The organism is Actinokineospora spheciospongiae, assembly GCF_003182415.1.
Lineage (GTDB): Bacteria > Actinomycetota > Actinomycetes > Mycobacteriales > Pseudonocardiaceae > Actinokineospora > Actinokineospora spheciospongiae.
In genome coordinates this window covers 623340-638257 of record NZ_QHCP01000001.1, presented here as the reverse complement: position 1 = coordinate 638257, position 14918 = coordinate 623340, and the positions used below count along the sequence as shown (strand labels likewise).

General features: G+C 75.2%; 11 protein-coding genes. 3 read left to right on the top strand and 8 right to left on the bottom strand.

Annotated elements, in window-relative coordinates; translation table 11 throughout:
- From DFQ13_RS02690 to DFQ13_RS02670, 5 genes are all read right to left on the bottom strand, one after another.
- The gene (locus tag DFQ13_RS02690) at positions 1-930 is read right to left on the bottom strand and encodes a GlxA family transcriptional regulator (RefSeq protein WP_035285842.1); all 930 of its coding nucleotides are present in this window, start codon (positions 928-930) and stop codon (positions 1-3) included.
- The gene (locus DFQ13_RS02685; protein WP_035285844.1) at positions 927-1490 is read right to left on the bottom strand and encodes an isochorismatase family protein; all 564 of its coding nucleotides are present in this window, start codon (positions 1488-1490) and stop codon (positions 927-929) included. The genes DFQ13_RS02690 and DFQ13_RS02685 overlap by 4 nt, the downstream gene beginning before the upstream one ends.
- A 172-nt stretch (positions 1491-1662) precedes the next feature.
- Positions 1663-4095 carry a hypothetical protein gene (locus tag DFQ13_RS02680; RefSeq protein WP_146241054.1) on the bottom strand — a complete coding sequence of 811 codons (2433 nt, stop codon included), beginning with the start codon at positions 4093-4095 and terminating at the stop codon, positions 1663-1665.
- A gap of 41 nt (positions 4096-4136) precedes the next feature.
- Positions 4137-4802: a response regulator transcription factor gene (locus DFQ13_RS02675; protein ID WP_084176101.1), complete on the bottom strand. Its 666-nt coding sequence runs from the start codon at positions 4800-4802 to the stop codon at positions 4137-4139.
- Complete coding sequence (locus DFQ13_RS02670; RefSeq protein ID WP_035285848.1) at positions 4793-5341, bottom strand: histidine kinase; 549 nt, start codon at positions 5339-5341, stop codon at positions 4793-4795. The genes DFQ13_RS02675 and DFQ13_RS02670 overlap by 10 nt, the downstream gene beginning before the upstream one ends.
- Before the next feature lie 135 nt (positions 5342-5476).
- Here DFQ13_RS02670 and DFQ13_RS02665 point away from each other — a divergent pair, with 135 nt between their 5' ends.
- Positions 5477-7333, top strand: coding sequence for an Hsp70 family protein (locus DFQ13_RS02665; RefSeq protein WP_110078644.1), 1857 nt, complete (start codon positions 5477-5479; stop codon positions 7331-7333).
- 244 nt (positions 7334-7577) lie between these two features.
- Positions 7578-8072, top strand: coding sequence for a sigma-70 family RNA polymerase sigma factor (locus DFQ13_RS02660; protein ID WP_035290394.1), 495 nt, complete (start codon positions 7578-7580; stop codon positions 8070-8072).
- Positions 8073-8256: 184 nt separating this feature from the next.
- Here the strand turns inward: DFQ13_RS02660 and DFQ13_RS02655 are convergent, their stop codons facing one another.
- The 3 genes from DFQ13_RS02655 to DFQ13_RS02645 form a co-directional block, all read right to left on the bottom strand.
- Positions 8257-9756 carry a hypothetical protein gene (locus DFQ13_RS02655; RefSeq protein WP_219994233.1) on the bottom strand — a complete coding sequence of 500 codons (1500 nt, stop codon included), beginning with the start codon at positions 9754-9756 and terminating at the stop codon, positions 8257-8259.
- Complete coding sequence (locus DFQ13_RS33515; RefSeq protein ID WP_181399801.1) at positions 9753-10085, bottom strand: hypothetical protein; 333 nt, start codon at positions 10083-10085, stop codon at positions 9753-9755. The genes DFQ13_RS02655 and DFQ13_RS33515 overlap by 4 nt, the downstream gene beginning before the upstream one ends.
- 78 nt (positions 10086-10163) lie before the next feature.
- The gene (locus tag DFQ13_RS02645) at positions 10164-11729 is read right to left on the bottom strand and encodes a S8 family serine peptidase (RefSeq protein WP_110078643.1); all 1566 of its coding nucleotides are present in this window, start codon (positions 11727-11729) and stop codon (positions 10164-10166) included.
- Positions 11730-11954: 225 nt separating this feature from the next.
- Between DFQ13_RS02645 and DFQ13_RS02640 the strand changes: the two genes are divergently transcribed.
- Positions 11955-14801: an ATP-binding protein gene (locus DFQ13_RS02640; protein ID WP_146241049.1), complete on the top strand. Its 2847-nt coding sequence runs from the start codon at positions 11955-11957 to the stop codon at positions 14799-14801.
- Positions 14802-14918: the final 117 nt, after the last annotated feature.

Below are 14918 nucleotides of genomic sequence, written 5' to 3'. Positions count from 1 at the left end.
CTACGAGGGTGGGCGGGCGGGTGCGCGGTGGGGTCGGGCGCGGAGGCGGCGGAGCATGCGGGCGTCGGCGAACCCGACCGCGCGGGCGGCGGACTCGACCGGCGTGCCCTGGCCGATCAGGTGCTCGGCGCGCTCCAGCCGCAACTCCTGCTGGTAGCGCAGCGGTGTCGTCCCCGTGGCGCGGGCGAACTCCCGGGTGACGGTCCGCTCGCTGCACGCGGCGACGCGGGCGAGTTCGGCGAGGGGAAGGCGCTCGGTCAGCCGCGACTCGATGGTGTCCTGGACGCGGTGGACGGTCTCGGACACGTGCGCGCGGTGCCGGAGCAGGGCGCTGACCTGCTGCTCGTCCCCGTTGCGCCGGATGTGGACGACCATGGCCCGCGCGGCGCGGGCGGCGGCGGCGGGTCCGTGGCGGGTGGCGAGGACGTGCAGGGCGAGGTCGATGCCGCTGGCGATGCCCGCCGAGGTCACCACGGTGCCGTCGACGACGTACAGGACGTCGCGGACGACCGTCGCGCCCGGGTACCGGCGGGCGAGGTCGTCCTGGAGTTCGTGGTGGGTGGTGCAGCGCCGCCCGTGCAGCAGCCCGGCGCGGCCGAGGGCGTCGGCTCCCGCGCAGACGCTGGCGACCGTGCCGCCCGCGGTGTGGTGGTCGCGCAGCCACCCCAGGGTGGCCCGGCGCAGCGGGACGGGCCCCAGGCCGCCGCTCGACCGCCACCCCGGCACGACGACCAGGTCCTCCGGGGTGAGGTCGGGCAGCGGCCCAGCCCGCAGCACCACGCCCTGGGCGGACCGGACCTCGTCCTGCTCGGCGGCGTGGACCAGGTCGTAGCCGAGGCCGTGGTCGGCGGCGGTGGAGAAGACCTGCGCGGGGCCCGCGAGGTCGAGCAGGTGGACGCCGGGGGCCAGCAGGAAGACGACCCTGGTCACGATCCGGTCAGCGCGGCGCCGGTGACCTCCGCGACGGTGGCGATGGTGGCGAACCGACCGGCCAGGGCGTACTCGGTGCGCTCGACGATCTCGTCGGTCCCCAGGACGACGCCCGTGCGCCAGTGCGGCAGCGGGGTGGTCGCGGTCGCGTCGGTCACGAAGGTGACGGCGAGACCCAGGTCGGAGGCGACCCGGGCGGTGGTCTCGCAGCACTGCTCGGTGCGGATGCCGCACACCCGCACCCCGCCGGTGCCGCGCGCGGTCAGCCGCTGCTGGAGGTTGGTGGTGGTGAAGGCGTTGTGCGAGGTCTTCACCAGCAGCGGCTCCCCCTCCAGCGGTTCCAGCCCGTCGATCAGGCGGACGTGGCCGGTGGCGGGGTCGAACGCGGTGCCGCTGCCGGGCTCCGCGTGCAGCACCCACACCACCGGGTCCCCCTCGGCCCTGGCGTGCTCGACCAGGGTGTTCACCCGGCTGACGATGTCCGGGTTCGACAGCTCCGCCCAGTTGGGCAGCCTGCGGAAGGACTCCTGCACGTCGATGACGATCAGCGCTTCGCTCACGGGTCCAGCTTCGCCGTCGCGGGCCGCCACCACCAGGTACGCGCGCGCCAGGGAGCGGAACGATCCGGTCAGGCTCGTCCCCGGACCGTGGAGCGGGTCGGCAGCCCGCGACCGGGTGGCCGGCGCGGGCCGGGCGCGCACGCGGCTGCCGGGCCACCACGTGGCCGGGCGCTCACACCGGTGCGGAGGTGCGGCTGCGCGGGGTGGGGAGGGCTTGCGCCGTCAGGCCCTCGCAGGTGCGGATCAGGACCTCGCAGGCGTGCCGGGTCCTGGCGCCGGTCGCCGGGTGTTCGGCGTGGGCGCGCCACCGGTCGGCCGCTGCCTGGGCCGCGGTGTGGACCCGGTCCGGTGGGGTGTCGGCGGGCAGGCCGAGGCGGGTGCGGGCGGCGAGGCCGTGGGCGCCGAGCAGGCGCAGCGCGGCGGCTCGGTCGGCGCGCAGGGGGACCGCGCCTCGGGTGATGTCGTCGAGGAGGTCGAGTTCGGCGATGTCGTGGGCCTCCACGCGGACCTGTTCGACCGACCAGCGCAGCGGGTGGTTCGCGGGCAGGGCGGGCAGCGCCGCGTCGACGGCCACCAGGGCGCGGCGGGCGGTGATGACCTCCGCGCGGGCCAGCAGGGTGTCGGCCAGCCCGCGCCGCAGTGCGGTCAGGCCGCTGCGCTGGGCCAGGGCGGACATCAGGGCGGCCGCGCCCTGCTCCACGACGCCGCGGGCGGTGGACACCGCGGTGGGCAGGTCCGGTGGTGGGACGCGGGCCAGGGCGACGGGGTCCGGTGCGGTGGAGCGCAGGGCGCGGTGCTCCTCCTCGCGCAGGGTGGCGGCGACGAGGGCGAGGCCGGGGCGCAGGCCGGGGTCCGGGTCGATCAGCGCCACCCGGTGCCTGCCCGCGCGCAGGGTCTCGCGGAAGCCCGGTTCGGGTGGGGTGAGGCAGAGCACGGCGTCGACGGCCGGGGCGAACCCCTCCGACTCGGCGGACAACGCCGCGGCGAGCGCGGCGTCGGGCGCGCCGGGCACCTCGACCACGGTCAGGCCGCGCAGGAAGTCCGCGGGCAGCCGCACGACCCGGTGCCCGTTCGCGTTCGTTGTCGCGCCGCTCTCGCCGCGGGCGTACCAGGTGGGGTGTTCGGCCGCGGCGACCTCGGTGCCGAGCAGCGCGCCCACGACGGCGGTGCGGGCCGGGCCGACCACGGCCAGCCGGACCGGCCTGCCCAGGCGGTCGGCGATGGCGGCCCAGCGGTCGCGGTCGGCGGGGTCGGTGGCCGCCTGCCAACCCTGCTCCAGCAGGTCGCGGACGCGGTCGAGGAGCCCGGCGGTGGTGGTCTCCCCGTTGACGGCGTCCGCGCCGATGCGCTCGGGCAGCCGGACCGACACGGTGGCGACACCGCCCGCCGCGGCGCAGGTCAGCGCTCCGCCGAGCACGGCGAGGCGTTCGGTGTCGTCGGCCAGGGCGGCGACCAGGGCCGCCACCGGGCGGTCGGGTTCGGCGGCGGTGGCCACGACCCGCAGCACGGTGCCCTGCCTGCCGAGGTCGACCGCCACGGGGGTGTCCGCGTCGCGGCCCGCGAGCACGGTCAGCACCGCGGCGGCGGCGTGGTAGAGCCCGGACTCGACCTCCCAACCGACGCGGCGGCCCAGGTCGCCGCCGAAGCGCACCGGCCGGGGCAGCGTCGCGGCCAGTTCCTCCAGCGCCGCGCGGGGGCCGCGCTCGGGGAGCATGGCGGGGTGCACGCCGCGCACCACCGTGCGGAAGGTGTCGATCAACTCGTCGAGGGCGTCGCGCAGCCCGTCGACCGCGCGCCCCGCCGCGTCCGCGACCGCCCGGCCCGCCGGGTTGTCGACGGCACCCACCGCGTCGCCGCCCGCTTCCACCGCGCTGGCGCCCATATTTGCCGCGCTGGCGCCCATATTTGCTGCGCTGTCGCCCATTTTCGCCGCGCTGTCGCCCGCTTCCGCCGTTCCGCCGCCCGTTTCCGCTTTGCCACCGCCCGTTTCCGCGGTGTTGTCCACGGCGTTCACCGTGGCGCCACCCGTTTCCGCCGTACCGCTGCCCGCTTTCGCCTTTCCCGCAACGGGGTCGGCCGTGCTGTCGTCCGCGGCGAAGGCGGAGCCCAGTTCCTCGGCGCGGGCGCGGACGTCGGCGAACTCGCGGGTGGTCACCGCCGTGATCGCGCCGACGAGCCTGCGCCGCTCCAGGTCGCGGACCTGGGCCAGGCGCTCGCGGGTGGCGGCCAAGTCGGCGTCGAGCCCCTCGGCGCGGCGGGCGGCCTGGTCGCGGGCGGTGCGCAGCCGGTCCAGGCGGGTGGCCAGGCCCAGCCAGGTGGCCGTTTCGCGCAGCGCCGACCGGTCGGTGCCGGTGACGCGGCCCGACTTGGTGATCACCACCACGCCGCCGCCGGGGGTCGGTTCGGCCGCGGACACCCCGGGGGCGGTGGCCACCTCGGCGAAGTCGGCGCCGAGCGGTGTCCCGGGTGGGCGCGGCGGCCAGCTCACCGCGACGACGAGCCCCCCTGCGGAGGGAACGCCGAACACCACCTCGCCAGCGACCAGTTCGGCGAGGTTGCCGACGAGCGCCGATACCAGCAGGGCGGCGGGTGCCTGCGCCGCCACCTGGTGCGGGGCGCGTCCCCGCCCGCGCCGGGCGAGCACGCCTAGCCGTCGATCCGGCGCGCCTGGAGGTAGGCCAGCACGGCCAGGACCCGGCGGTGGTGCACGGACGGGTCGCCCGGCAGGTCGAGCTTGGTGAAGATCGCGGCGATGTGCTTCTCCACCGCCTTGGCGGAGATGAACAGCTCGGCGGCGATGGCGTTGTTGGTGCGGCCCTCGGCCATCAGCCGCAGCACGTCGTGCTCGCGCTCGGTCAGCGCGTCGATCGCCCCGCCGTCGCGGCCCGCCGGGGTCTGCACCAACCGCTTGGCCAGCACCGGTTCGATCACGATCTCGCCCGCGGCGATGCGCGCCAGCGTGTCGTCGAGCACCTGCACGCCCGCCACGCGCTCCTTGAGCCGGTAGCCGATGCGCTCGGTGCCGATCTCCAGCACGCGCATCAGGTAGTGCGTCTCGGCGTAGTGCGACAGCAGCAGCAACCCGATGTCCGGGTACAGCGCGCGGATGCGCTCGGCGGTGGTCAGGCCGCCGTCGGGTTCCGGCGGCATCCGGATGTCGAGCACGGCGACGTCCACCGGTTCGGTGGTGACCAGGGCGAGCAGGCGGTCGCCGTCGGGCACGCAGCCGACGACCTCGTGGCCCGCGGCTTCCAGCAGCAGCACCAGTCCCTCGCGGAACAGGGCGCCGTCCTCGGCGATGGCTACGCGCACCGGAGCACCGCCCAGTGCCGACGGGGGGCCGCGCCGGGGCGGTCCTCGGTGATGCGCACCCGGATGAGGTGGCGGCCCGCGCGCACCCGCACCGCGACGGCGGTGTCCGGGCGCAGCGAGCGCAGGTGGTCGGCCACGAGCAGGCAGGTGCGGGACCGGGCGTCGGCGTCGAGCCCGGCCGCGACCACGTCGAGGGTGAGGGCCAGGCCGTGGCGCTCGGCCACCGAGCGCAGGGCGGGTTCGATGCCCGCGCCGGGGAGCACCGGCGGGTAGAGCGCCTCCCCGACCTGGCGCAGGTCGTCGAGGACGAGGCGCACGGTGTGCTGCGCGGCTTCGACGCGCTCTCGCTGGCAGGGGTCGGTCACGGTCACGGCGAGCAAGCCTAGCTCCAGCGCCAGCGCCGAGGTGCGCAGCGCGGGTCCGTCGTGCAGCACCCGTTCCAGGTCGCGGCGCAGCTCAGCGGCGTCCGGGGTGGGCGGGCGCAGCCGGGGACGCCACCCGCCCGCGCGGCGGAGCAGCCCCAGCAGCAGTCCGATCACGCCGCCAGCCTGGTCGAGTCGGGCACCATCGGCAAGGTGGCCCACCCCAGATGCGGGTAGGGATATCCCTACCGCACAACGGTCGGATTACCATCCGACCTGATCATTCGGCGACGCGACGCAGGGAGTGTCCAAGTGCGCTACGGCCTCGGCATCGATCTCGGCACGACCTTCACCGCGGCCGCCGTGGCCTCGGAGTCAGGCACCCGGATGGTCCCGCTCGGCGACGGGGTGATCACCCCGTCGGTGGTGTACGCGGCAGCCGAGGGCGCGCTGATCACCGGCGACGTCGCCGAGGCGGTGGGCAGGTCGGACCCGGCCCGGTTGGCGCGCGGGCACAAGCGCAGGCTCGGCGACCCGACGCCGCTGGTGCTCAGCGGTGCCGCCTACTCCCCCGCCGCGCTGCTGGCCGCGCAGCTCCGCGACGTCGTCGCCTTCGTCGGCGCGCAGGAGGGCGGTGCGCCGTCGTCGGTGGTGCTGACCTGCCCGGCCGTGTGGGGCCCGTACCGGCGCGAGCACTTCGACGAGGTGCCGCGCCTGGCCGACCTGCCCGCGGCGCGGATCGTCACCGAGCCGGAAGCGGCGGCCACGCACTACTCGGTGGAGCGCAGGCTCGGCGACGGGGAGCTGGTCGCGGTCTACGACCTCGGCGGCGGCACCTTCGACACCACGATCCTGCGGGCCCGCGCGGGCGGCATGGAGATCCTGGGCACCCCGGAGGGCATCGAACGGCTGGGCGGCATGGACTTCGACGAGGCGCTGCTCGCCCACGTCGACGCCCGCCTCGACGGCGCGGTCAGCGCGCTCGACCCGGCCGACCCGGAGACGGCGGTGGCGCTGGCGGCGATCCGCGCGCTGTGCGTCCGGGCCAAAGAGGACCTGTCGGTCGAACCGGACGTGACGCTGCGCATCCCGTTGCCCTCGGGTGAACGGGAGCTGTTGGTGACCCGGCTGGAGTTCAACGACATGATCCGGCCCTCGGTGGCGTTGACCACCGAGGCGCTGCACCGCACGATCTCCTCGGCCGGGCTCAAGCCGGACGACCTCGCCGCGGTGCTGCTCGCGGGCGGCTCCTCGCGCATCCCGCTGGTGCCGCAGATGGTCTCGGCCGCCTTCGGCAGGCCGGTGCGGGTGGGCCTGCACCCGAAGTTCACCGTGGCGCTCGGCGCGGCGGCGGTGGCGCGGCAGGTGGCCACGTCCGCCCCGCCGACCCCGCCCTCGGGGCTGGCGACCACCGCGTTCCCCGCCGGGTCGTCCGCCGCGCCCGGTTCGTCCGGGTCGGGCCGGGGGCGCAGGCCGAAGTGGCTGGTGCCCGCAGCCGCCGCGGCGGCGGTGCTGCTCGTCGCGACGGTCACCACGGTGGCGCTCACCTCCGGCGGGGACGAGGACGGGAAGCCGCCCGCCGTCGCCGCGGGCTCGCAGGACAAGCCCACCGAGGTGAAGGTGTTCGACAAGCAGGACGTCATCCCGTTCAAGAGCATCATCGGGTCCGCGGACAACTGGGCGGGCACGCAGCTCGGGGTGGCCCACGCCGCGACCCAGACGGCGATCTCGGTGGAACCGGGCAAGGCGGGCACCGAGGACGGGCTGCACACCACCTGGACCGGCAAGGGCGCCGGGCAGCTCTACTTCCAGGACGTGCGCGGCGGCCGCGACATGAGCGCCTACGTGGACGCGAAGAGCGCCCTGGTGTTCGACGTCGTGGTGAACAAGACGCCCGCGGTGCGCACCACCATCGGCGTGCACTGCGAGTACCCGTGCGCGGCGGAGGTGGAGGCCACCACGCTGTTCCAGGAGCTGCCGGTCGGCACGATGTCGACCGTGCGCATCCCGGTCTCGTGCTTCATCGAGAAGGGGCTGGACCCGAAGAACGTCAACACCTTCTTCCTCGTCTACACCGAGGGCGTGTTCGACGCGACCTTCGCCAACGTGCGGTGGGCGCCGGGTGCCGCGGAGGACCCGGGGGCCACCCGCTGCTCCGACCTCACCTGAGCGGAGCCCCCAGCACCGCGGTGTTGCCCGCGCGGGGCGCCCTGGTGAAGATCAGGTGACCGCACGGGCAAATCCCCGACCCGCAGACGCCGGGGTGGGGATTCCCCTACCCCTACCGCGGGGGAACCCCTCCGACAACCGGCGGGCGCTCCCCCCGGGGTCGGAGGGTCTGTCCCACCGACTCGCGCGGCCGGAAGCGCCAGGCTTTCCCCACCGGAGCAACACGGGAAAAGGGGAAGCCTCGATGTCCACTTTCGACAGCATCGTCCGCAGCCACAGCGCCGGTCTGCTGGCCTACGCCACCCGCCTCACCGGCGGCGACCGCCACCGCGCCGAGGACGTCGTGCAGGAGACCTGGGTGCGGGCGTGGCGCCACCAGGACCGCCTCACCGAGGACCGCGGCTCCGTGCGCGGCTGGCTGAACCGGGTGGCGCACAACATCGCCGTCGACCAGCACCGGGCCCGCGCCTCCCGCCCGACCGAGGTCGAGATGCCCGAGGGCGACCCCACCAGCACCCCGGAGCCGACCGATGCGGTGCTGGACCGCCTGGTGGTGGAGGACGTGCTGGAGGCGCTGCCCAGCGCCCACCGCCGCACCCTGGTCGAGGTCTACTTCGCCGACCGCACCGCGGCGGGGGCTGCCGTGGTCCTGAAGGTCCCCGTCGGCACGGTCAAGAGCCGGGTGCACAACGCCCTGCGGACCCTGCGCACGAGCATCCCCGCCCAGGAAGCCGCCTGAGCACCCGCGCCGAACGCGCCCCCCGGCTACAATCGCCCGTTCGTGGACCGTCCTCGCGGGCGGGTCGCGACACCGATCACTCACTCGAATGGCGGGCCCTCGTTGATGATCATGCGACGAGAGGGGTGCCGATCGGATGTGACCCCATTCGTGGTGGAGTCTGGCGCGCGGCTCGACCTTTCGATCAGCCGCCTGCCTCGGTGCCCGCACCCCGGCGGTTCCTGAGGCGCCGGGCCGCGGCGGGCAGCCAGGGCGCGGCGGCGAGGACGACCAGCAGCGACACCAACGGCAGCCACCACGCGGACGAGACGTTCGCCGGGGGTGCGGGCGGGGTGGGGACCACCCACGGCCGCGCGGTCTTGGACCACGCCAGGAACGCGTCGCCGATCGGCAGCAGGCCGAACCCGTACCGCTTGCTCCACGGCGTCCCGACCGGCACACCGACCAGTTCGGCGTAAGCGGCCACCGCACCGGCCAGCCGGTCGTCGCCGTGGACCTGGGCGGCGCCGATGGTGACCACGGTCGCCGACAGGCTGACGCCCAGGGGGAGCGGACCGGAGTCGACGTCCGCCGGGCCGTCCATGCCCGCGGGGTACTCCCGGACGGCGGGGCCGAGCCCCAGCGGCGAGACCACGAACCGGTCGCGGAAGCGCAGGTACTGCTCGCGGGCGAAGGCCGGGTCGATCTCCGGCAGGAAGCGGTTGACCATGCTCTGCGAGGTGCCGCGGGCGACCTCGGCGGGGGTGCCGTCGACGGGGTCGGCGCGGTGCGGGAGCAGCCCGGTGCGCGGGTCGAGCCGCTGCCGGACCTCCCGCAGCCACCGCTCGGCGGTCCCGGCGAACCGCGGCGGCAGCAGGGTGTCGTGCAGCCGCAGCGACGCCACCGCCACCGTCGAGTCCACCGGCCACGCCTGTCCCGGGTAGGCGGTGAGGTACGGCGTCGGCGAGGCGTCGAAGGCCGCGCCGAGGGCGGCGGAGTCCTCGGCGAAGCGGCGCACCTCGGCCGGGTCGCGCCGTTCGGCGGGCTCCAGGCTCAACACCCCGCCGCGCAGCCAGTTGCTCCAGCCGCGGTGGAAGACCCCGTGCGCCGGGGTCAGGTCCGCGCTGAACGGCGCCCGCCCGGCGGGCGAGTCCAGTCGCGCCAGGGCGAACCGGGCCTCCCGCAACGCCGCCGCCCGCTCGCCGACCGGCTCCCGCATCCCCAGCTCGACCCAGCTCAAGCCGTGGAGGGCGTGCAGGAAGAAGTACCCCTCCGGGAACAGGCGCTGGGCTTCCTCCCCCGCACCGCTGTCCAGTTCCGCGCGCAGGAAAGCCATCTGCCGCTGCACGCCGGGTGGTTCGCCGGTCGCACCGGCCGTGGCGGGCACCACCAGGCGGACCACCCCGAGCAGCGCGCAGGCGCTCACCAGGACAGCGGCCGACCAGCGCGACCAGCGCAGCACTCGGCGCGCCGTGGACACCCGTGCGGACATCAGTTGATCATAAGCGCCGTGGGCACCCGTGCGGACGTCTTCGACCACAACGAGCCCGCGGGTGCGCTCAGCGCGGTGCGGCGAAGGCGTTGACCGAAGGCCGCCACCGAGGTCGCGGGCGATGACGATGCCCGCGCAGCCCGGGATGCCCCGGGTGAAGCGCAGGCCCACCAGCAGCGGCATCCGGCGGCCGACGCGGTCTGTTGCGGTCACGGGTGCCTCTCCCCGGAGGGCGAGACCGTCTCCGGGGAACCGGGCACGGCCGCGCGGAACGGCCGGGTCAGGCAGACAGGGTCTTCGCGATCCAGGAGGAACGGCTGTTCCCCCGCAGCCGCGAGGTCGCCGAACGCTCGGCGCGGAACCTCGGGGTCTTCTTCGGCGAGAAGGCGCCGCAGGGCGTCGTCGCGTTGTTCGACCACTCCTGAGCTGCCGTCGCCCATCCACGGGTTCGCCTCGTCGTCGTCGAGAGGGCCGATGACGGAAATGTCGGGCGGGCGGCCGGACAGGTCGGCGTGGCGCGTGCCCGACAGGGCGATCCGCATGGCGCGGCGCCACGGCTGACCGAAGGCGAGCAGGCTCCGCCCCGCGGAAGGAGGGCGGAGCCTGCTCGGGTCGTGGGATCAGACCGTGATCGACCAGGTGTCGATCGTGCCCGTGTCGAAGCGGTACACATCCGTGGCGCTCAGCTTCCAGGTGCCGTTCCTGGCCTCGCTGGACAGGTTGACCGTGTAGGTGGCGCGCACGTCCGCCGCCGGGTCACCGGCGGAGGAGGCCTTGAGGGGGTAGGAGGTGCCGTCGGGGGCGATCAGGGAGATCGCGAGGTCGCCGCGGTACGGGTGGGCGATGCCGACCTCGACCGAGGCGGTCGAGGAGGCGTTGCCGGTGCAGCCGCTCACCGTGATGGGGCTGGTGGCGGCGGCGCCCGCGTCCGGGATGGCGACGTCGTCGGCGTTGGTCTGCTTGGCGCAGGTCGGGTCCGGGCCGGGGCCCGCGGTGATCTCCTTGGTGTGGAGCAGCCTGTTCGGCGTGCCGGTGCCGGGGTCGGTGACCTTGTTCGGGGTGGCCATCGAGGTCAGCGCGTTCGCGACGTCGGCCGGGGCGGCGTTCGGGTGGCCCTGCAGGTACAGCGCTGCCGCGCCCGCGACGTGCGGGGTGGCCATCGAGGTGCCGGAGTTGCCCGCGGTGCCGGTGTCGCTGCTGTGGGACAGCGAGGTGATGTTGGCGCCCGGCGCGTAGATGTCGACGCAGGTGCCGATGTTGGAGAAGCCGGAGCGGCGGTCGCCCTGGTCGATCGAGGCGACGGTGATCGCCTCGGGGACGCGGGCCGGGCTGTAGTCGCACGCGCTGGCACCGTTGTTGTTGCCCGCCGCCACCGCGTACACGAAGCCCGCGCGGATGGACGCCCGGATCTGCTCGTCGCCGATGCCGGTCTCGAACTGGCCGATGCTGATGTTGACCACCGCGGGCTTCACGCCGTTGGCGGTGATCCACTCGACGGCGTCGGACAGCAGCGAGTCCGGGCCGTTGTTGTCGCAGCCCAGCACCCGCAGCGCGACCAGCTTCGCCTTCTTGGCCACGCCGTAGGTCTTGCCGACCGCGGTGCCGGAGGTGTGCGTGCCGTGGCCGTTGCAGTCGGAGGCGTCGTTGTCCCCGTCCAGGAAGTCGTAGCCGGACCTGGCGCGGCCCTCGAAGTCCTGGTGGCTGATCCGCACGCCGCTGTCGACGCTGTAGACCGTGACGCCCTCGCCGGTGGCGTTGTACTCGTACTTGCGGTCGAGCGCGGTGTCGCGCTGGTCGACCCGGTCCAGGCCCCAGGTGGGGTTGGTCTGCACGTCGCTGCCGCGCATCTTGCCGTCCTGGTACACCGTGCGCACGGCCGGGTCCGCCGCGAGCCGCTTGGCCTGCGCCTCGGTCATGCCGTGCACCGAGTAGCCGCGCGCGGTGAGCTTGTAGAGCGAGGCGATCGTGCCGCCGTAGGTGTTCACCAGCGACTGCGCGCTCGCCTCGACGGCGGCACCGGAGGCGGCGGCGTCGCGCAGGACGACGATGTACTGGCCCGCGTAGTGCTCCTTCGCCTGGACGACGGCGCCCACGGCGGGCGCCGCCCCGGCCGGGACGGCGATGGCCGCCACGGCGCAGGCGGCACCGAGCGCGAGCGCGGCCAGCCCTGCTTTCCGACTCAACATCGTAGGACTCCTCTGCGCGCGGTGGAAAGGGGCAGGGAAATGTCAGGGAAACACCGCCGCGCCACCACAATGCGTCGCGCGCGCCCGGCCGTGAACTGCCGGGTGGATTGATGGGTACCCCCATTCAAAGTCCGGGAATGTGAATGGGAATGGGAACGCATCCGGCAATGGCGGGCGGTGAGTCGCGCATCGACCGGGCACCGTTCCCGGAGGTACCGTGCGCTGGTGATCCAGCTCCCCCCGGTTCGACTGCCGACGTCGGTGTTCGTCGGCCGCGCGACCGAGCTGGCCGAGCTGGCGGCGTGCGTCCGCCGCCCGCCCGCGGTGGCGTTGCTGGAGGGGGAGGCGGGAGTCGGCAAGACCCGGCTGGTCCGCGAGCTGTTGCGACTGCCGCAGGTCGCGGCTCGGACGGTGCTCGTCGGTGCGTGCCAGCCGATGCGGACACCGCTGCCGTACGGCCCCGTCGTCGACATCCTGCGCGAGACCGGCGACCTCCTGGCGGGCGTCGCCGACGCGTTGCCGCCGGTGACCGGGGTGTTGCGGTCACTGCTGCCCGAGTTGGCACCGTTGCTCCCGCCGGAGCCGGAACGCGGTGACGTGGCGGTCGAGCGGCACCGGGTGTTCCGCGCGGTCCGCGAACTGCTGGCCGCCTACGGGCCCGCGCTGCTCGTCGTCGAGGACCTGCACTGGGCCGACGAGGGCACCCAGGACCTGCTGCGGTTCATCACCAGCCCGCCGCCACCGGGGCTGTCGGCCGTGTTCTCCTACCGCAGGGAGGAAGGCGCCGCCCTGCCCGGCTCCGGCTACCGGCTGCTGGCCGATGCCCGCAACTCGCTGCTGCGCCTGCGCCCGCTCGACCCCGGCCCGGTCGCCGCCCTCGCCGCGGACCTGCTCGGCACCGCCGAGGTCCCCGAGGACTTCGCCCTCGCCCTGCACCACCGCACCGCGGGCATCCCGTTCGTCATCGAGGAGGTGCTGCGCGAGGTCAGGGAGACCGGTGCCACCGCGGCCCCGAACCCGACCGTGCTGGACCTCGTCGACATCCCCGACCTGCTGCGCGACACCATGTCCGACCGCCTCGCCCGGCTCGGGCCGACCGTGTCCGCCGTCGTCCACGCCGCCGCGGTGCTGGACATGCCCGCGACCGAGCACGAGATCGGCACCGTCGCCGGGCTGCCCGCGCGCCGGGTCGGCAGCGCGCTGATCCGGGCGCTGGCCGCCGCGGTCCTGCACGAGACCGACACCGGTCGCTACGCGCTGCGCCACCCCCTGGCCAGGCAGGCCGCCTACATCTGCGTGCCCGGTCCGCAACGGCGCAGGCTGCACGCCAGGGCCGCCGAACTGCTCGCCGCCGCGCCCGACCCGCCGGTCGTCCGGCTCGCGCACCACCACCGGCGGGCGGGCGACCTGACCGACTGGGTGCGCAAGACCCTCGCCGCGGTCGACCAGGCCACCGAGGTCGGTGACACCGCGCTGGCGCTGCACCTGCTGGAGGAGGCGCTCGTCGACGACGCGCTGCCCAGCCGGGCCCGCAACACCCTGGCCGTGCGGCTGAGCCGGGTCGCGCTCAACGCCATCGCGCACAGCAGCACCGTCGAGCGCCTCGGCGCACTGCTGCGCGACGGCACCCTCGGCCGGTCCTCACGCGGTGAGGTGCGGCTGAACCTCGGCAGGCTGCTGATGAACCAGGCGGGCCGGATGGAGCTGGGCCAGAACGAGATCGAGATGGCCATCCACGACCTGCGCGACCGCCCGCTGCTCGCCGCGCGCGGGATGGCGGCGCTGTGCGTGCCCAGTTTCGGCGCGCGCCCGGTCGGGTTCCACCTGCGGTGGCTCGACGAGGCGGTCTCGGCCCTCGACGGCGCGCGCGACCTGGAGCTGATCGCCTCGGTGCGCGCCAACGAGGTCACCGCGCTCGCCCAGACCGGTGCTCCGGCGATGTGGGCGGCCGCGGCGGACCTGCCGGGGTCCGCGAGGTCGTCCCGGGTGCGTCGGCAGCTCAGCCGGGCGTACAACAACCTGGCCGACGCGGCGGCGTGGCTCGGGCACTACAGCGCGGCGCGGGAGTACCTGCGCACGGGTGGGGCACTGCTCGTGGACGCCGACGTGCCGTTCCTGTCGATGTTGGCCACCGGCACGGGTTTGCGGCTCGACGTCGCCGTCGGGCGTTGGGACGGTGTGTCCGCGGCGGCGGCGGCGTTGATCGAACAGGCCGGGGAGATGGGGTACCTCGCGGCTGATGCCCGGCTCGCGCTGGCGTGGCTGTCGCTGGCCTGCGACGACCGCGACCTGGCGTCCCGGCACCTCGACGACGCGCTGGCCGCCGCACCGGAGAACGCGCCGGTGTCCCTCGCGGTCGCGACCGGGCGGGTGGCGATCGCGTTGGCGCGGGGGGACGTCGCGGCGGCCGCCGTGGGTGCCGCGCGGGCCGTGGCGGAGGCCCGGCACAAGGGGAACTGGGTGTGGGCGGCTGATCTGGTGCCGCTGGCGACCCGGGCGTATGCGCGCAGCGGTCGGGTCGAGGAGGCCGCCGACCTGGTCGCGGAGTACGTGCGGGGGATCGAGGGGCGGGACGCGCCGCTGGCCGTCGCGGGTGCCGAACTGGCCAGGGGGGTGCTCGCGTCCGCCCGCGGCTGCCACGGGGAAGCCGTCGCCCGCTACGCCGCCGCGGCCGACCACTACAGCGCCCTGCCCCACCCCCACGCCGCCGCCTCGGCCCGCGAGGCCGCCGCCCGCTCCGCCCTCGACGACGGCGACACCGCCACCGCGACCCGGCACCTGACCGCGGCCACCACCACCTTCGCCGACCTGGGCGCCGCCCGCGACGAGGCCCGCTGCCGCCAGGTCGCCCGGCGCTTCCGCAGGGGCACGCCCCGGGGCAGGCGGGGGTACGGCGACGACCTCTCGCCCCGGGAACGCGAGGTGGTCGACCTGGTGGCCGCGGGGCGCACCAACCGCCAGATCGCCCAGCAGCTATACCTGTCGCCGCGCACCGTCGAGCACCACGTGGCCAAGGCCATGCGCAAACTGGGCCTGACCTCCCGGGCCGCCTTCGAACCCGCCACCGGCTGACCGCGACCGGGAGGACGACCAGCCATCGGTGGCGACACCACCCCGGCGGACGGGGATGGGGCCGGGTGGGAGGCCCTGCCGCCTCCCACCCGGCCCCCGGGCGCGATCACCCAGCGG

Coding starts and splice junctions, on each gene's coding strand:
- DFQ13_RS33515 (WP_181399801.1), bottom strand. CDS start 10,085: ATGCGGATCGCCCTGTCGGGCACGCGCCACGCCGACCTGTCCGGCCGC.
- DFQ13_RS02660 (WP_035290394.1), top strand. CDS start 7,578: ATGTCCACTTTCGACAGCATCGTCCGCAGCCACAGCGCCGGTCTGCTG.
- DFQ13_RS02645 (WP_110078643.1), bottom strand. CDS start 11,729: ATGTTGAGTCGGAAAGCAGGGCTGGCCGCGCTCGCGCTCGGTGCCGCC.